17 protein-coding genes are annotated in these 16,107 nt (G+C 51.7%); 4 read left to right on the top strand and 13 right to left on the bottom strand.

Going from position 1 to position 16,107, the window contains the following annotated elements:
• Nucleotides 1–36: 36 nt before the first annotated feature.
• The gene (gene sodB, locus ACI2I2_RS02445) at nucleotides 37–618 is read right to left on the bottom strand and encodes a superoxide dismutase [Fe] (RefSeq protein ID WP_404656443.1); all 582 of its coding nucleotides are present in this window, start codon (nucleotides 616–618) and stop codon (nucleotides 37–39) included.
• Nucleotides 619–742: 124 nt separating this feature from the next.
• The gene (locus ACI2I2_RS02440) at nucleotides 743–1,561 is read right to left on the bottom strand and encodes a C40 family peptidase (protein ID WP_404656442.1); all 819 of its coding nucleotides are present in this window, start codon (nucleotides 1,559–1,561) and stop codon (nucleotides 743–745) included.
• Between the two features lie 342 nt (nucleotides 1,562–1,903).
• Here ACI2I2_RS02440 and ACI2I2_RS02435 point away from each other — a divergent pair, with 342 nt between their 5' ends.
• Complete coding sequence (locus ACI2I2_RS02435; protein ID WP_404656441.1) at nucleotides 1,904–2,251, top strand: Grx4 family monothiol glutaredoxin; 348 nt, start codon at nucleotides 1,904–1,906, stop codon at nucleotides 2,249–2,251.
• A 60-nt stretch (nucleotides 2,252–2,311) separates the two neighbouring features.
• On the opposite strand, the gene ACI2I2_RS02430 is transcribed toward ACI2I2_RS02435, so the two are convergent.
• From ACI2I2_RS02430 to ACI2I2_RS02395, 8 genes are all read right to left on the bottom strand, one after another.
• Nucleotides 2,312–3,352 carry a pilus assembly protein gene (locus ACI2I2_RS02430; protein ID WP_404656440.1) on the bottom strand — a complete coding sequence of 347 codons (1,041 nt, stop codon included), beginning with the start codon at nucleotides 3,350–3,352 and terminating at the stop codon, nucleotides 2,312–2,314.
• On the bottom strand, nucleotides 3,352–4,089 hold the full coding sequence (locus ACI2I2_RS02425; RefSeq protein WP_404656439.1) for a fimbria/pilus periplasmic chaperone: 738 nt from the start codon (nucleotides 4,087–4,089) through the stop codon (nucleotides 3,352–3,354). Before ACI2I2_RS02425 ends, ACI2I2_RS02430 begins: the two co-directional genes overlap by 1 nt.
• 15 nt (nucleotides 4,090–4,104) lie before the next feature.
• Complete coding sequence (locus ACI2I2_RS02420) at nucleotides 4,105–6,639, bottom strand: fimbria/pilus outer membrane usher protein (RefSeq protein ID WP_404656438.1); 2,535 nt, start codon at nucleotides 6,637–6,639, stop codon at nucleotides 4,105–4,107.
• An 84-nt stretch (nucleotides 6,640–6,723) separates the two neighbouring features.
• Nucleotides 6,724–7,266 (bottom strand): fimbrial-like protein, encoded by a 543-nt coding sequence (locus ACI2I2_RS02415; RefSeq protein ID WP_404656437.1) that lies wholly within the window; start codon nucleotides 7,264–7,266, stop codon nucleotides 6,724–6,726.
• Between the two features lie 573 nt (nucleotides 7,267–7,839).
• Complete coding sequence (rnt, locus tag ACI2I2_RS02410; RefSeq protein ID WP_404656436.1) at nucleotides 7,840–8,490, bottom strand: ribonuclease T; 651 nt, start codon at nucleotides 8,488–8,490, stop codon at nucleotides 7,840–7,842.
• 104 nt (nucleotides 8,491–8,594) lie between these two features.
• On the bottom strand, nucleotides 8,595–9,002 hold the full coding sequence (gene gloA, locus ACI2I2_RS02405; RefSeq protein WP_330982610.1) for a lactoylglutathione lyase: 408 nt from the start codon (nucleotides 9,000–9,002) through the stop codon (nucleotides 8,595–8,597).
• Nucleotides 9,003–9,081: 79 nt separating this feature from the next.
• On the bottom strand, nucleotides 9,082–10,179 hold the full coding sequence (locus ACI2I2_RS02400) for an alkene reductase (RefSeq protein WP_404656435.1): 1,098 nt from the start codon (nucleotides 10,177–10,179) through the stop codon (nucleotides 9,082–9,084).
• Nucleotides 10,180–10,233: 54 nt separating this feature from the next.
• Nucleotides 10,234–10,833 carry a TetR/AcrR family transcriptional regulator gene (locus tag ACI2I2_RS02395; protein WP_404656434.1) on the bottom strand — a complete coding sequence of 200 codons (600 nt, stop codon included), beginning with the start codon at nucleotides 10,831–10,833 and terminating at the stop codon, nucleotides 10,234–10,236.
• 256 nt (nucleotides 10,834–11,089) lie between these two features.
• Between ACI2I2_RS02395 and ACI2I2_RS02390 the strand changes: the two genes are divergently transcribed.
• The 3 genes from ACI2I2_RS02390 to sodC all read left to right on the top strand — a co-directional run bounded on the left by ACI2I2_RS02390 (nucleotide 11,090) and on the right by sodC (nucleotide 12,867).
• The gene (locus tag ACI2I2_RS02390) at nucleotides 11,090–11,329 is read left to right on the top strand and encodes a DUF1289 domain-containing protein (protein ID WP_330982607.1); all 240 of its coding nucleotides are present in this window, start codon (nucleotides 11,090–11,092) and stop codon (nucleotides 11,327–11,329) included.
• Between the two features lie 49 nt (nucleotides 11,330–11,378).
• Nucleotides 11,379–12,275 (top strand): aldo/keto reductase family oxidoreductase, encoded by an 897-nt coding sequence (locus tag ACI2I2_RS02385; protein WP_404656433.1) that lies wholly within the window; start codon nucleotides 11,379–11,381, stop codon nucleotides 12,273–12,275.
• Between the two features lie 70 nt (nucleotides 12,276–12,345).
• Nucleotides 12,346–12,867: a superoxide dismutase [Cu-Zn] SodC gene (gene sodC, locus ACI2I2_RS02380; protein ID WP_404656432.1), complete on the top strand. Its 522-nt coding sequence runs from the start codon at nucleotides 12,346–12,348 to the stop codon at nucleotides 12,865–12,867.
• Here sodC and ACI2I2_RS02375 read toward each other — a convergent pair.
• The 3 genes from ACI2I2_RS02375 to ACI2I2_RS02365 are packed head-to-tail and all read right to left on the bottom strand — an operon-like array spanning nucleotide 12,860 to nucleotide 16,068.
• A complete protein-coding gene (locus ACI2I2_RS02375) occupies nucleotides 12,860–14,884 on the bottom strand; it encodes an FUSC family protein (RefSeq protein ID WP_404656484.1) in 2,025 nt (674 codons plus the stop codon). The genes sodC and ACI2I2_RS02375 overlap by 8 nt on opposite strands.
• 2 nt (nucleotides 14,885–14,886) lie before the next feature.
• Entirely contained in the window at nucleotides 14,887–15,822 is a 936-nt protein-coding gene (locus ACI2I2_RS02370) for a biotin/lipoyl-binding protein (protein WP_404656431.1), read from the bottom strand.
• A 9-nt stretch (nucleotides 15,823–15,831) separates the two neighbouring features.
• The gene (locus tag ACI2I2_RS02365) at nucleotides 15,832–16,068 is read right to left on the bottom strand and encodes a DUF1656 domain-containing protein (protein ID WP_404656430.1); all 237 of its coding nucleotides are present in this window, start codon (nucleotides 16,066–16,068) and stop codon (nucleotides 15,832–15,834) included.
• Between the last annotated feature and the right edge of the window lie 39 nt (nucleotides 16,069–16,107).

The following is a 16,107-nucleotide window of genomic DNA, read 5'->3' as shown; positions in this document are numbered from 1 at the left end:
GTCAATGCCCGGCGACCGTCGCCGCCGGGCAAGGCATTACGCCGCCAGGTTTTTGGCAACGAATTCCCAGTTTACCAGCGCCCAGAAATGTTCGAGGTAGTTCGGACGGGCGTTACGGTAGTCAATGTAGTAAGCGTGTTCCCACACATCAACGGTCAGCAGCGGCTTCGCGTCAGTGGTCAGCGGGGTACCCGCGTTAGACGTAGAAACAATCGCCAGTTTGCCATCTGCTTTTTTTACAAGCCAGGTCCAGCCAGCTCCGAAGTTCTTGATAGCGGCATCGGTGAACTGTGCCTTGAAGTCAGCAAAGCTGCCGAAGCTGGCATTGATGGCAGCAGCCACTTCGCCGGTCGGTTCACCACCGGCATTGGGTGCCAGGCAATGCCAGTAGAAAGTGTGGTTCCACACCTGAGCCGCGTTGTTGAACACGCCAGCTTCAGAAGTGCGCACGATCTCTTCCAGCGTTTTGCCTTCAAACGCGGTGCCCTTGATCAGGTTGTTCAGGTTGGTGACATAGGTCTGGTGGTGTTTGCCGTAATGGTATTCCAGCGTTTCAGCGGAAATGTGCGGCGCCAGTGCGTCTTTCGCATACGGTAAAGCAGGTAATTCGAACGACATTGCTTCTTCTCCCTATTGTTCTGATTTATGGCTCAATAACCTTGTATTGAGTAGGGATAGGGTAACAAATTAAAAGAAGTGGCAAAAGAGGAACTTACCCTGTCGGCTGGCGACAGGGCAGGGATCAGCGAATGGTTTTAGGCGTCATCACGCGGCGAGCGCCGACGTAGTGGTTTGCCCAGTAATCTTCGCTCAGGGAAGTGATTTGAATATCGCGACCGGTACGAGGTGACTGAATGAATTTGCCGTTGCCAACATACACGCCAACGTGGTCAGCCGTGCCGCGACCGCGGGTGCGGAAGAACACCAGGTCACCACTTTGCAATTCGCCACGATCAACCGCACGGGCATCACGCAGGTGATACATTTCATTGGCGGTGCGTGGAATGCGGAATTTTACCAGGTCTTTGTAGGCGTAATACACCAGACCGCTACAATCAAAGCCCGTACGAGGGGAAGTGCCACCCCAGCGATACGGCTTACCAATCTGACCCATCAGCTTGTTCATTGCGGTTTTCTGCGCTTTCTGCACGCGGACTTTATGCGCATCGGCGATGGTCAGCGGTTTCATTTCTTCAGTCACACACTTCTTCTTATGGCCCTTACGCACGGTGCATTTCTGTACCATTTTCGCCGAAGCGGTTTTTAATGCGGCGCTGTGCGTGCGGCGGGTAGAAGCGGTTTTACTGCTGGAGGAAGTGCGCTTGCTTTGAACCGGGGCTTTGGACTTCAGAGTGCTGGTTTTTTTCTTGCTGGTATTCTTTGCGGTGGTTTTGCTTTTATTACTGCTCGTTTTCTTTTTACGGTCTGTGCCTTTCGCCTGATGGGATTTTTGAGATGCAGACGAACGCGCCTGCTCTGACGCATGCGACAAAGGCGTAATGGACAACGATGTAAACAGTAAAGCACAGAGCGTGATCGAGATTTTATTTATCCGCGCCACCCAGCGTTCCTCTGTGAATCAGGCATAAAACAGTCATGCCTGGGTATGATTGACAAAACGCATCGATTCTAATGCATAAAAACCACGATTGTTAATAGACTTTTTGTATCGGATGCTCTGTTTCGTTAGCGACTGCAAAAAAATGCGTCAAAGTTGACATAAGGTGGTGGGAAAATGCTCAGCATTAGTAGGCGTTTGCCGATAAAGACATATTTTTGAGGCAACTTCACGACACCGGATGTAAAATGCAATTGAGTGAACAAAATGTTATTTTCTGACAGTTGAGGTTGGCGTTACACTGGCTGACACCTGTCATAAAAAGAAGTTTAAGGAAGCAAGACAATGAGTACGACTCTTGAGAAAATCCAGGCCCAAATCGCTGAAAACCCAATCCTTCTGTATATGAAGGGGTCTCCGAAGCTGCCAAGCTGTGGTTTCTCTGCTCAGGCGGTTCAGGCGCTGTCTGCTTGTGGCGAGCGCTTTGCTTACGTTGATATCCTGCAAAACCCGGACATCCGTGCCGAGCTGCCGAAATACGCTAACTGGCCAACTTTCCCACAGCTGTGGGTTGATGGCGAACTGGTTGGCGGCTGTGACATCATCATTGAGATGTACCAGCGCGGTGAACTGCAACCGCTGATCAAAGAGACGGCGGCGAAGTATAAAGACGACGAGCAGACGGCAGAGTAAGCCTCTGGTTGGCGATGAAAAAACGGCTGGTCACTTCGTGGGCAGCCGTTTTTTTTGTGATTACTGATAGTTAATCTTCAACACCAAATCCTGGCTGAAGGGACCTGTCTCGATGGGTTTTTCCGGGTTTTTGGATAGTTTTGCCGTGTAATTGTGGGTGATGGTGTTGTAACTGCCGCCAGGATAGTAGGTAGCAAAGGGATAGTAGGTATTCATCAGAAGGTCTTCTCCCAAGGTTTCGTCGCGTATTTGCATCAATAACCCATTCTGCATATCCACATGGCTGGGGTCGTAAAGCTCGTCGGTGTTAAAGCTCAGGGTGACATCAAACTGCTCTGAACAGGCGGCGGTGGCATCACGAATGGTTGAAATGCTAAACGGCGCTTTTTGCGATATCACGTCGACATTACTCACCTGGCCAAAATTAACGGTCTGGTTTTCCGGGAAGATTTGAATATCGACCCCGCAATCCAAAAAGTGCACATGATCCAGACCATCAATGCTGTAATGCAGGTTCTTTGCATTGGAGAGATTAGCGCCGCCTTTACCATCGAACTGCAATACGTTAACCGTGCCGAAGTTATACACGGCGTCGGGATCGGGTGGAAAAGATTTCAGCTTTACATATAAGCGGAATCGGGCGGGAAAGGTGACACTTTTCTGCACCGTGCTGCCATTGCAGACAGGATCGTGCCAGATACCATCATAATATTCCTCGTATTTATCCAGACACTGGCCGGTATCAATGCCTTCATCAATGCCCTCATGATCCACACCGTTATAAGTGACACCAAAATTGAAATAGGGATTATTGAGCATGTCAGCGCTGTTTTTTGCCGTCAGTTTAATCCACGCGAAGACATTTTCTGACTGGTCGGTTTTGGTCCAGCCTGTTGCTTTGTCGCAATAAACAGTCACGTTAGTGTCTGAGCTTTCCCATATTTTACTTCCGGGTACCGCGTTAGAAGGCACCGTAAAACTGGGTAATTCGGTGGTGACTTCTGTCTGTCCGTTGGCCACATCTTTGTAGCATAAAACAGCCCATGAAGATGAAGACGCCAGCAGCAGTAATGAGCACAGCAGCGCAATAATGGTTTTCATCACTTACCCTTTTTCACTGGTTCGCTGTGGCAAACAGGCTGGACAGACGTGCAGTTGACCTGAAACATGTTTAAACCGCCGTAGTCGCCGATATACCCAATCTGGAAGGTTGCGGGGATATTCTTTATCTCTGAACTGTTTTGCTCAAAGGGAGGGATCATAAAGCCCTTAGTACCAGGAAAAAGGGTATTACCATCAATTCCGATATACCCGACGGTGATGTGATAGGGGGTACCGTTTTTAACCGTGATGCCGGATGCCGTACGCGAAATCGCAACCTTGTCCATTGCGATAGCTTGCCCTTCTTTCAGCACAATCGCTTTAGGCCGCCAGAATAATTTCAAACGACTCTGCATGGCCAACTGCATGACATTTTTCTGCTGTGTACGGGGTGGGATCTCACGCATGTTGTAGTAAAAAAGCGTCTCTCTGTCCGTCGGCAGTTGTTTCAGCGTGGGTTGCCCCATCAGGCGAACCTGGCTTTGCTCTCCGGGTTCAAGACGCAATAATGGCGGAAGCGGAGAGACATAATTTCGTGTCTTTTGCCCCTTATTATCTTCAACCCATGATTGTGCCAGGTAAGGCTGTGTCTTGCTCTGATTGATTAACTTGATGGTGATGCTCTTATCCGTTTCATTAAAGATAATTCGCGTTCTGTCCGGTGATACCGTGGCATTCGCCACTGAACACACGCTGAGTAAACCTAAAAGTCCTTTCATTAACAATGTTGGTTTCATCTGATTCTTCCTGAATTAGTTTACTGTTTTACAAGGTAAAATAAGGGTCTGGTCGTCTGTATTACTGTGATTCGGTGGTGATATCTCGCAGGTGTTCTCGCCCCACTGCAGGCGTAATTTGCTGTCTTCCTGAATCCCACTGAGATACACATAGCCGTCGTCAGCCACCAGTCCGACATCCTTGCCACTGGCCGTGTCCACCACCGTGACGCCCAGAGGAGGGAAACGACCATTTGCCAGCCTGACAATGCCGACTATCTGATAACCCTGGGTGGTATTCAGTTTTACATAACCGATGGCACCTTCGGTCAGAGTGGTGTTAAACACGGAGTTATTAATATCAATACCGTCGGGTAACTTATCGCTGTCTACCCGGACGGTAGACGTGGTGTAATTGCTGACTGAATTCGTCACCGCAATCCCCATCTGATTGGTCACAGTGCGCCTGTCGCTTAGTGGCACGCCGGCAATACCATCGGTATCCACCATCATTCTGGCGTTATTGCCGTTGGAGTTATCATGGAGCGCCATACCATGACGTGTGGCGGTGAACGAGCCATTCCAGCCCGCGGTCATTGAACGATATTCATTGGGCTGTACGCTGCCGTTAACGCTCAAACGGCCGTAGGGAGAGTAATGCTGGTAGCTGCCACGAAACGTGGGCTCTGCCTTGCGAAAATCACTTTCGTCGCCCGCCGCTGAAATGTTCCAGCTATTATCGCGGTCTGAGGAATCGTAGTAAGACACCGTTTGGGAGAGACTGTCGCTGCCATTTTTCTGCATGCTCCAGGACAGGCTGCGGTTCTGCTCCAGCGGAATTGAAAACGAGAGGTAATACTGGGTTTCTTCTTTGTCATCCCATGTAGAGCGGCCAACTGACAATGAAGCAGAGATGCCTTTGAAACCGCTAATATCGAAGTTACGGCTAATGGAGACCGTATAATTAGTGCTGGAGGACTCGTCCCAATAGGTATTACGGGTCAGGTTGAGATAGGCGTTCATCGCCAGGGGTTCAATGTATTGGTTGAACGACAGCACGTAGTTTTCTTTCTGATTGTTCGTTGAATCATCACCGTTACGAGCCGACAAATACTCGCTCATGGTGACAAATTCTTTATCCGAGAAACGGTAGCCGGCAAAAGTGACCTGACTGCCCGTTGATTCGAATCGCTTGGCGTAGTTGACCCGATAGCTGTAGCCGCGTTGATCTTCATTATTTTCGTTCTTGTCAGTTTGCAAAGTGGCCTGTGCACGCGTCACGTCGAAGGAAAGAGAGCCAAAGCTATTAAGGTTAACGCCCACACCGACTGTAGCTGCCTGGTAATCTTCCGCGGTCAGCAAGACCCCACCGTACAGCGAAGTATTTCCTGTCCATCCCCAGGAGAATTCACTGGTCCAGAACAGCGGATTATTAACGTCGGTATGGCCCACTGAGGTCGGTTTACCTGTCGACGCTTTGTAACGTACCTGTCCTTTACGCGTCAGGAACGGAATAGACGATGAACCGACCTGGAAGGTATTTTTTCGTCCATCTTCCTCTTCCACTGTCACATCAAGCTGACCCTGGAACGTGTCGCCAATATCGGCAATATTGAACGGCCCTGGCGGCACGGTAGTCTGGTAAACCATACGCCCGTTTTGGGTCACTGTGACTTTGGCGTTAGTCTGCGCGATGCCGGAAATTTGCGGTGCGTATCCTTGCAAATCCGGAGGCAGCATATTGTCATCGCTCTCGAGCGAAGCGCCGGTAAAATGGAACGTATCATAGAGATCAGAATTCAGGTCGTACTGGCCTAACGTCAGTTTCGAGGCAATAGACGGAATAGGGCGAAACAGATAAGTGCGGTCCATGCTGCTGTGGCTGTTCGTTGAGTGACCGTCTTCATATGATTTGTCGTATTGATAATCAGAACGCAAACGCCATGCGCCAAGGTTGAAACCCAGTGTGCCGTAAGAGCTGACACTCTGGTTTTTGTCACCGTCGTCGGGGGCATACTGGCTGGCATAAACGTTGTAATCGAGGATCACTCCAGCGATGCCGTCATCCCAGAACTCCGGCGGCGTCCAGTTGGTTGCCTGATATTTCATCCATGCCTGTGGCGCTACAATGGTCACCACCATCTCTGCTTTATCCAGCCGGATGATGAGTTCAGGCTTACGGGAAAAGTCCAGGCATCCTTGTTCGCCCGTGGCGTGCAACGATTGAATAAAGTCATCGGCAAACCCGAAAAGCAGTAAATCCTTCTTTGTCAGGCAGATTTGCGATCCACTCTCGGTATCCGCTTTCACCCACTCGATTGACCAGGAATTCGGTAATTTCTTTTTATTGATGTCAACTTGCACCACGTAAACACCCGGCGGGATAAATCCTTTTTTCTCAAACTGGCTGAGGTCGATATTTTCCTTATCGTCTGCATCGATCATGCCGGTATTAAATTCTACCGCCCACGCAGGCATCGCCACAAACACGGCTATAAGTATCGGACACAGAGACCGTTTTATTAAATAAAGCGGTTTTTCTGGCATTCGTTTTATAAACGTGATGTTCATAAAATCCTTTTCTCGTAATAAAAGGCCAAAAAGCCGGTGATGACCTCACCGGCTTGAATCACACATTATTTCGTACGCAAGTGATTAGTTGTAAGCCAGAACATAGTTAACGTCAGTGGTTACGTTACCGGGTGTGGCTGTGTTTTCTGGGGATTCCATACGCGCTTTAAAGCTCAGGACCTGATAAGAGCTATCCGGTGCGAGAGTGATTTCCTGAGGTGCGCCCATCACCACATTTTCATTACCTTCAGTCAACAGACGTACGCCGACGTCTGTCGCCCCACCATAGTTACCTTCAGAGGTGTTTTTCAGCAGGTTAGTGGTTGCGTCTGCATTGGCTGAGGTAAAGGTCACGTCAACTTTGGAGATAGTCCCTAAGGTGCAGTCCTGAAGGTGAATGTTGACATCAACCGGCAAAGAATATTTATCACCGTTCAGCGCGGTATCAGCCACTTCACCCAGATTAATGGTCTGATCTTCGTCACCCGGCGCGATGGAGCATGGCGCAGAAATGACGATCCCTTCGAATGATATTTTACCGTGACCTTCATCGGCAGCGGAGGCACTAAAAACAGCGCTGGAAAGAAGAGTTGCAGTCGCGACTGCAAGAAGCGTCTTATTAAACATTAGACATAATCCTTTAGACTAAATAAGATTTATAACGCTCAATAAATGAGCGAGTCAGACACCACATCATGTATGTGATGAGTCACGCAATAAGGTAATGAGCTCAATATTAAGAATATTAAATCGGCCCAATAAACTTGGTTGCAAGGCAACTTTATCATGGCGATGGGCGTATAATGCATAAGTGATACTTAATTATTAATTTACTCAGGTGGTTTATATTTGTGTTGGAAATGTTTAAGAGTGGGCAAGGCGGTCGTATTATTCGTGGTTCATTTAAGTTGCATGGGCAATATTATCTTTTAGACGATGTTGAATCCTAAACACTTTCTCCATGAATCATAGGGTTAATCGGCATTTGAGTCAGAAATATACATTTTGTTTATGGGTGTTTAATAAATATAATGTTGGTCGATCATTACAAGTGCAGAATATAGTTAATGATGAAAAATGAGCATGCTGGATCTTCTTACAGCCGCCTGCGGAATAATGATGTGAAAAGGGGGTCATGCTGAACATGACCCCCTTTTCACATCAACCACCTGAACGACGTTTTCGCCAGTGGGCCGTTTTTTACGCTTGTTCTTCCGCTATCGGCAGCGGCCAGCCGCCAAGACGCTTCCAGCGATTGACGATTTCACAGAACAGCTGAGCCGTTTGTTCGGTGTCATACAGTGCGGAGTGCGCTTTGGTGCCGTCAAATTCCATGCCTGCGGCGATGCACGCTTTTGACAGGACGGTTTGACCCAGCGCGAGCCCGCTCAGTGCGGCGGTATCAAACGTCACGAACGGATGGAACGGATTGCGCTTCAAGCCTGCGCGTTCAGCAGCAGCCATCATAAAGCTGTGATCAAACGTGGCGTTGTGCGCCACCATGATCGCGCGATTGCACTCTTGATCCTTCATGCCTTTACGCACTTCTTTGAAGATGGCGTGCAGCGCATCATATTCGCTCACCGCGCCGCGTTCAGGGTCATTCGGGTTAATGCCGTTAAAGGCCAACGCTTCAGGAACCAGGTTTGCGCCTTCAAAAGGCTCAACATGAAAATGCAGCGTGCTGTCCGGCATCAGCCAGCCTTCCTCATCCATTTTTAACGTCACAGCCGCCACTTCGAGCAGTGCATCCGTTTTGGCATTAAAGCCTGCGGTTTCGACATCAATGACTACAGGATAAAAACCACGGAAGCGGTCGCACAGTGCGTTACGTTGAGCGTTGTCGGACATCTGGATCTCTTAGACTGGAAAAAATGAGCGCGCATTATGGCAAATTTTGCCGAATGTTGCAGTAAAGGCAGGTGTAAAAAAGGGCGCTTATGCGCCCTGAGAAGTTATTGACCGAGGCCTTTGCCCGCGTCTTTCGCTTCTATCAGTTCGATTTTATAGCCATCCGGGTCTTCCACAAAGGCGATGACCGTGGTGCCGCCTTTAACCGGACCCGCTTCACGAGTCACGTTACCGCCATTATTGCGGATGCGCTCGCAGGCTTCTGCCGCGTTATCGACGCTCAGCGCGATGTGACCATAAGCGGTACCAAGGTCGTAGCTGTCGACGCCCCAGTTGTAAGTCAGTTCGATCACCGCTTCTTCGGTTTCCGGGCCGTAGCCAACGAAAGCGAGGGAGTATTTATATTCCGGGTTTTCGCTGGTGCGCAGCAGCTTCATGCCTAACACGTTGGTGTAAAACTCGATGGAGCGTTGCAAATCGCCAACACGCAGCATGGTGTGAAGTAGGCGCATTCTCTTCCCCTTAAACTATTGTTTGATAAACCAGAACGTAGAGTATAGAGGCGGATAGCCGCCGCTATCAATGCGAGGATCAGAGTGTAGGGTAATCGGTGTAACCTTCCGCGCCGCCGCCGTAGAAGCTTTCCGGACGCTGAGGGTTCAGTTCCGCTTTACGCTCAAGGCGTGCGACCAAATCAGGGTTGGCAATGTAAGCACGACCAAATGCGACGGCATCAATAAGCCCTTTAGCGATCAGGTCTTCGGCTTTCTCTGGTGTATAAGCGCCAGCCCCGATGATTGGGCCATGGAAACGTTCGCGTACTTTACGACGGAATTCTTCGGTATACGGCTGGCCGCCAGCCCAGTCAGGCTCTGACATGTGCAGGTAAGCAATGCCGCGTTTACCCAGCTCTTCAATCAGGTACAGCGCGTCAGCTTCTTCGTTCGGACCGTTGTCGGTGTTCTGGAAAGAACCAATTGGGGAAACGCGAATACCGATGCGGTCGGCGCTCCACTCTTTGCTCACGGCATCGACCACTTCCAGTACCAGACGGGCGCGGTTTTCAATGCTGCCGCCGTACTGATCGGTACGATGGTTCGCAGAAGGTGACAGGAATTGATGCAGCAGATAACCGTGTGCAGAGTGCAGTTCGACCAGGTCGAAACCGGCTTCGCGAGCATTAGCCACCGCCTGACGGAAATCGTTCACGATGCCTGGGATCTCTTCGAGTTCCAGTGCACGTGGTGTGGAAGTGTCTTCACGAGTAGCGTTGCCATTGGCATCACGCAGGGAAGTACGTGTACCTGCGTTCAGGGCAGACGGCGCAACCGGAGCTTGTTCGCCAGGTTGCAGGCTGGTGTGAGAGATACGGCCGGTGTGCCACAGTTGAACAGCCATGTGGCCGTTTTCAGCGTGAACGCCTTCGGTGATTTTTTTCCATGCGGCGATTTGTTCCGGGCTGTGCAGGCCCGGTGCGCCAGCGTAGCCTTTGGCCTGGGCAGAAATTTGCGTGGCCTCAGAGATAATCAGACCAGAGCTTGCACGCTGGCGATAATATTCACCCATCAGCGGCGTAGGGATGTCACCCGGCTCAATGCTGCGCAGACGAGTCAGCGGGGCCATAAAGACACGGTTAGGGACGGTGATCGCACCGACCTTCAGCGGGGTAAACAGTTTCTGTTGAGACATCGATAACTCCTGAATAGACCGGTCGTCTAGTGATTCATTAAATAAAAACGCCTGTTACAGCCCAGGCGCGGCAATCATAGTCTTTGCATGTTCGAGCGCGCTTTCCAGCGGCGTTGAACTGCGGGAAATCTTGGCCTGAAGATTGGCGCCCAGCCATAAGGAGTAGAGCACTTCAGCCTGGGTATGGGCATCGCCCTGGAAGGTCAGACTGCCTTCCTTTCGGCCATCTTCAAGCGCATGGGTCAGCAGGACAATAATCTGGCTGGCCCCTTTGTTCATTTCGGTGCGCATCACTTCCGAGAGGTCGCACACTTCGGCCGATAACTTTACTGTCAGGCAGCCGCTGATGATGCCCTGTTGGCAGAACTGGTTCAGCGTATGCTGATAGTAGGCCAGAAGCCTGTCGCGGCAGTTACCTGCGCCGGATGTAAAATGCTCCGCCAGACGACGATGATAGTCGGCATAGTGCCGCTCCAGCATCGCCACACCAAAGGCTTCTTTAGAGCGGAAATAGTGATAAAACGAACCCTTCGGCACTTCTGCCGTTTTCAGGAGTTCGCTTAATCCCATTCCGGTAAAGCCGCGATGCATACACAACGTCTCGCCGGTGGCGAGGATATGTTCGCGGGTGTCATGTTCGGTCTGTCTGCTCATACGGCACACTGTAGTAGACCGATCGGTCTAATGCAAGAGGAAAATGAATGTGGCTGAGGGTGAAAGGGTGAGGGCACAGAGTTGTCATTCTCTGCCCATTAAAAAAATCAGGAAAATCAATTCATTGATTTTCGGCTGCTTACCACAAAGAAGGAAACACCACGCTTTTTCCTTCTTTGCCAGCAAGATAATGATTCCGGTTGCAGGATGGCGATTCTCAGGCTTCAATGAGAAGAAGCGATAAACAGGGGGCGGTGTGGCAGAACAACTGGAGTTTTTCCCGGTACAAAGCCCGTGCCGGGGCATTTGCCAGTCGGATGAACGCGGCTATTGCCGTGGCTGTATGCGCAGCCGCGACGAGCGTTTCCAGTGGCAAACCATGAGCGACACGCAAAAGCAGGAGGTGCTTCGCCTTTGCCGTCAGCGTCTGCTGCGCAAAATCCGCGCAAACAAACCCTCAGAAGCCGAAGATCCTGAGCAGCCCTCACTGTTTTGAGCGCAAATGTGCGTATACTCGATGAAATTTTTCTGTTGAGGAAGCTTTGATGGTTCAGCGTATTACTCTCGCGCCAAATGGCCCGGAATTCTCCCGTTTTGTAATGGGTTACTGGCGTCTGATGGACTGGAACATGTCCCCGCGCCAGCTGGTAAGCTTTATTGAAGAGCATCTCGATCTGGGTATTACCACGGTCGATCACGCCGATATTTACGGTGGCTACCTGTGTGAAGCGGCCTTTGGTGAAGCCCTGAAGCTTGCGCCACACCTGCGTTCCCGTATGGAAGTGGTCAGCAAATGTGGCATCGCCACCACGGCTCGCCCTGAACATGCGATAGGGCACTACATCACCGATCGCGACCATATCGTTCGCAGCGCCGAACAGTCACTGGTTAACCTGGCGACCGACCACCTCGATTTACTGCTGATCCACCGTCCTGATCCGCTGATGGATGCAGACGAAGTGGCTGAAGCCTTCACTGAGCTGCACCAGAGCGGCAAAGTTCGTCATTTTGGTGTGTCTAACTTTACCCCAGCGCAATTCTCACTGCTGCAATCCCGCCTGCCGTTTACCCTGGCGACAAACCAGGTTGAACTGTCTCCAGTACATCAACCGCTGTTGCTGGATGGCACGCTGGATCAGCTACAACAATTACGTATCCGCCCAATGGCGTGGTCTTGTCTGGGTGGCGGTAGCTTGTTCAATGATGAGAGCTTCCAGCCGCTGCGTGATGAACTGGCGAAAGTGGCGGAAGAACTGAATGCCCAAAGCATTGAGCAGGTGGTGTACGCGTGGGTGATGCGTCTGCCATCACAACCGCTGCCGATTATCGGTTCCGGCAAAATCGAGCGTGTTCGTTCTGCCATTGCCGCCGAGTCTCTTGAAATGACCCGTCAGCAGTGGTTCCGCATTCGTAAAGCGGCGCTGGGTTACGACGTACCGTAAATCTGACTTTCCGCTCAAAAAGGTGTCGCTGGTTTAGACTTAACAGCGACACCTTTTTTATGGAGGTCTTATGCAGAAAGTTACATTGGCATTTCTTACCCTCGCCATTTCAACCAGTGCGTTCGCTGCCAGCACCGAAGTTGAAATGAATCTGGTCACTTCACAGGCCGTGGGGCAATCCATCGGCAAAGTAAAAATCACCGAAACAGACAAAGGCCTGGAGTTTGCGCCGGATCTGAAAGCATTACCGCCCGGCGAGCACGGATTCCATGTTCATATGAATGGTAGTTGCCAGCCCGCGATGAAAGACGGAAAAGCCACCGCCGCAGAAGCCGCTGGTGGGCATCTGGACCCGGATCACACCGGAAAACATGAAGGTCCAACCGGAATGGGGCACCTGGGGGATTTGCCGCTGTTAGTGGTGGCGCAGGATGGCAAAGCGACACAGCCTGTGCTGGCGCCTCGTCTGAAAAAACTGGATGAGGTAGAAGGCAAAGCGCTGATGATCCACGTCGGTGGGGATAACATGTCCGATCAGCCAAAACCGCTCGGCGGTGGCGGGGCGCGCTTTGCCTGTGGCGTGATTAAGTAGCCGGAGTCTCTATTGTGCCAGCCTGTGGTGCCTGCTCAAGCTGCGACAGCGAGCAGTATAACCGCCACACAATCGCCGCTAGCTCCCGGGCCGCAGGCTGGTGGTGGTGACCCAGCGCCTCATAAATTCGCTGCAATTCTTTCAGCGCTGAGGCCAGCGGGCGCTGCTGAACGCCGCGCTCGCTCATCACATCCCGCAGCAAAGAGATGCAGAGGTCGCGTACCTGAACAAGCGGATCGGAGCGGGTTTGCCAGTCACGAAGCTGCCAGACGACATGGGAGCAGTTGAGTAACACCACGCCCCAGCGCAACAACCAGCGCCTGGCCATCGCGTCCTGGCTGTTACTCAACTGGCTAATGTAGTGATACACCAGCGACTCAAATTCATGTTCGCTTTGCTGAGGATGGCGGCTGAGCTGGTCGACAAAATGGCGGCGTAACGAACGGATATGGCGTCGGCTTTTGCGAGCATCCGACCCGGGCTTCAGTACCGCAAAGGCCAGCCACGCCAGACCGACCCCCAGAATTTTTGCCAGATTGTCGTTGAGGAAACTGCCAAAGTCATACACTGGCGGATTGGACACCGCGATAAACGAGCCCATAAAAACAATCATTTGTCCCCATAACCCGGCGAACTTCGGCATCTGCAATTTCAGCAATTGCATGGTGATAATCAACGGGAACAGGAACAACAGGAACTGCCAGAGGTCGCTTATCTGCACCATCAAACCGAATTTCACCCCAAAACTAAACAGCGAAAGCAGCAGCAAGGTGCGCAGCAACAGGGTCAGCGAATTAAACGGCGAAGGGGAAATGGAATAAAGCACACAGCATATCGCCGCTAACGTCAGGGCTGCCGGGCCAGAAGACCATTGTGCGTTGATAGCCCATGCGCCAACCATCACCAGTGCAATAAACGTACGTACGCCATTGAGCAAAGCTTCGGCATGGTCTGTACGACGCGCCAGAGCTGGTGCCTTTGGAACATCAAATTCGGTGATGGCGGAGGCATTTTCCAGCCGTTGAAGCCAGCGGCTGGACGACAAATAAAGTCGGCAGAAATAGCGCAGCCGATGCCAGAAGGCATGGTGACGAAAATCCAGCGGGTCGTCTGGCGCTAAAGGGGCAATAATTCGGGCCACGGTATAGGCATCCGCGCTGGGCTTTGCCAGCTCCGCAAACAGATTCTCCAGCACTTCGCGGGTATTTTCAGGTGGCGTTGGCCAGTTCATCAGCATACGGCGCAGGCTGGAAATCACGCTGGTCAAACGCAGTTGCTGATGCAGAAGATAGTTCAGCAAGCTGTTCTGGCGACGAAAACGATAGTGGCTCCAGAACGCCTGAATACGCAGCAGATTCATGGTCAGGATCTGACCGATGACGCTTTCGTGAGCGGTACGCACGGCATCGCTGTTTTCTGGCTGCCAGAGTAAACTCGCGTGTTCGAGGATGCGTGCATGCATTCTCTTCAGCGCTGTCAGCAGCGCGGTGCCATCGGAAGTACTCGGCATGATCATCATCATCAGCGCGCCGCTGATAATGCCCACAATCACTTCACAGACGCGTGCCTGGGCTATCTCCCAAAGCTGCGAGGCTTCAACAAGATTAACCAGAGGGAAGGCGATGATGGCGCAGGTATAACCGGCAAGCTGAAAGGCGTAGGCCACATTGTTCATAAACATGGCACAGGCCCAGGTGCAAAAGGCAATCCAGGCCGACATGCTTAACAGGAAAAACCACGGGTCTGTCATAGTGTGCCCGGCAATCAAAATTGCCGCACAGGCACCCAGCAGGCTGCCGGCGATACGCCCGAAGCTTTTGCTGATAACGCCACCGACGGTCGGGAAGCTCACCACCGCTGCCGACGTCATCGCCCAGTAAGGTTCATCTAGGTTGATGTAATAAGCGAAGCTTAACGCCAGACACATGGCGATGCCGTTTCGCAACGCATACCGCCACTGTGGGCGAGTCGCTTTAATCCACGGCAGCGTTCGCCAGTTCAGAGCCTGGAGAGTCATCATTAACCGCCAATCGACACGGTGCAGGTAGTGCCTGAAACCAGCACGACATCGTCGGGCAGCTTATCAAATTCAATGCGAACCGGAACACGCTGCGCCAGGCGGACCCAGGGAATGGTTGGTTTGACGTCTGCGACCAGATTACTTTCACTGCCCACGCTCTGATCGGAAATGGCGCGTCCGATGCTGGCGACGTGACCCTGTAACGTATTGCCGTTGCTGTACAGCACAATGCTGGCTTTATCACCGGCCTGAATGTGGCGCAATTTGGTTTCTTCAAAGTAGCCCACGACGTAAAACGAATGGCTATCGACAAGGGCAAAGACAGGGCGGCCGACGGAAGCGTAATCGCCGGTTCTGGTGGACAGATTAGTGACCCAGCCGTCGACAGGGGCTTTGACTTCCGTTTGGCTGAGCTGCCATTTGGCATGCTCCAGCGCGGCATTGGCTGCATCGGCGCTGGCTTTTGCCGCAGCAACATTGGCTTTCGCGGCTTCCGCGTCAGCTTTCGCCGTTTGCAGCGCAATATTGACTGTATCCAGGTCTTCAGCAGAGATAAAATTCTTGGGCAGGTCGCGGCGTCTGTCGGCTTCGCGACGTGCTTTCAACATATCCGCTTCGGCCTTATCCATGTCGGACTGTGCTTTTGCTTTATCGGATTGCGCTTTCGCCAACTGGGCTTGCGCATTCATCACTGCGATGCGAAATGGCGTCTGATCCAGGCGAAAAAGGGTATCGCCAGCGTTCACTTTCTGGTTATCACGAACGGCCAGTTCAACGATGCTGCCAGACACTTGAGGGGTGATGCTGACCTGCTCAGCGCGAATTTTCCCGTCGCGTGTCCAGGGTGACTGCATGTAGTAGTTCCACATCAGCCAGACAGCAATCAGCGCAAGCGCTGCAACCAGCAGCGTGGAGAAATATTTTAGCTTTTTCATCAGGTTTCGTTACCACACCACGATCAGAAGTAATGACAGGCAAACAGCCAGTGCGAACAAAGAGAGATCCATCAGCAAAGGATGCCAGACGTCGCCTGCGTACATCCAGTCGCGCAATTGACGGTGGGCAATGAGCCAGATGAAGAAACCGAGTAACACCGCTTTGAACAGCGGCGGGAAGTAGATGGATGCCCCGATGACCAGGTCCTGGAGGGGAAGTCCGGTGCTGTTTAACGTCAGATTCACGAGCAAAAATCCTTTGCAAATGCGTTATCGCCGGTTGAG

Source organism: Scandinavium sp. NPDC088450 (genome assembly GCF_044900545.1).
Lineage (GTDB): Bacteria > Pseudomonadota > Gammaproteobacteria > Enterobacterales > Enterobacteriaceae > Scandinavium.
This window is presented reverse-complemented; position numbering and strand designations above follow the sequence as displayed.

What these genes read in the sequence shown, in the direction of transcription:
- sodB (WP_404656443.1), bottom strand. Translation starts at nt 618, where the DNA reads ATGTCGTTCGAATTACCTGCTTTACCGTATGCGAAAGACGCACTGGCG.
- ACI2I2_RS02435 (WP_404656441.1), top strand. Translation starts at nt 1,904, where the DNA reads ATGAGTACGACTCTTGAGAAAATCCAGGCCCAAATCGCTGAAAACCCA.
- ACI2I2_RS02430 (WP_404656440.1), bottom strand. Translation starts at nt 3,352, where the DNA reads ATGAAAACCATTATTGCGCTGCTGTGCTCATTACTGCTGCTGGCGTCT.
- ACI2I2_RS02425 (WP_404656439.1), bottom strand. Translation starts at nt 4,089, where the DNA reads ATGAAACCAACATTGTTAATGAAAGGACTTTTAGGTTTACTCAGCGTG.
- ACI2I2_RS02420 (WP_404656438.1), bottom strand. Translation starts at nt 6,639, where the DNA reads ATGAACATCACGTTTATAAAACGAATGCCAGAAAAACCGCTTTATTTA.
- ACI2I2_RS02415 (WP_404656437.1), bottom strand. Translation starts at nt 7,266, where the DNA reads ATGTTTAATAAGACGCTTCTTGCAGTCGCGACTGCAACTCTTCTTTCC.
- rnt (WP_404656436.1), bottom strand. Translation starts at nt 8,490, where the DNA reads ATGTCCGACAACGCTCAACGTAACGCACTGTGCGACCGCTTCCGTGGT.
- gloA (WP_330982610.1), bottom strand. Translation starts at nt 9,002, where the DNA reads ATGCGCCTACTTCACACCATGCTGCGTGTTGGCGATTTGCAACGCTCC.
- ACI2I2_RS02400 (WP_404656435.1), bottom strand. Translation starts at nt 10,179, where the DNA reads ATGTCTCAACAGAAACTGTTTACCCCGCTGAAGGTCGGTGCGATCACC.
- ACI2I2_RS02395 (WP_404656434.1), bottom strand. Translation starts at nt 10,833, where the DNA reads ATGAGCAGACAGACCGAACATGACACCCGCGAACATATCCTCGCCACC.
- ACI2I2_RS02385 (WP_404656433.1), top strand. Translation starts at nt 11,379, where the DNA reads ATGGTTCAGCGTATTACTCTCGCGCCAAATGGCCCGGAATTCTCCCGT.
- sodC (WP_404656432.1), top strand. Translation starts at nt 12,346, where the DNA reads ATGCAGAAAGTTACATTGGCATTTCTTACCCTCGCCATTTCAACCAGT.
- ACI2I2_RS02375 (WP_404656484.1), bottom strand. Translation starts at nt 14,884, where the DNA reads ATGACTCTCCAGGCTCTGAACTGGCGAACGCTGCCGTGGATTAAAGCG.
- ACI2I2_RS02370 (WP_404656431.1), bottom strand. Translation starts at nt 15,822, where the DNA reads ATGAAAAAGCTAAAATATTTCTCCACGCTGCTGGTTGCAGCGCTTGCG.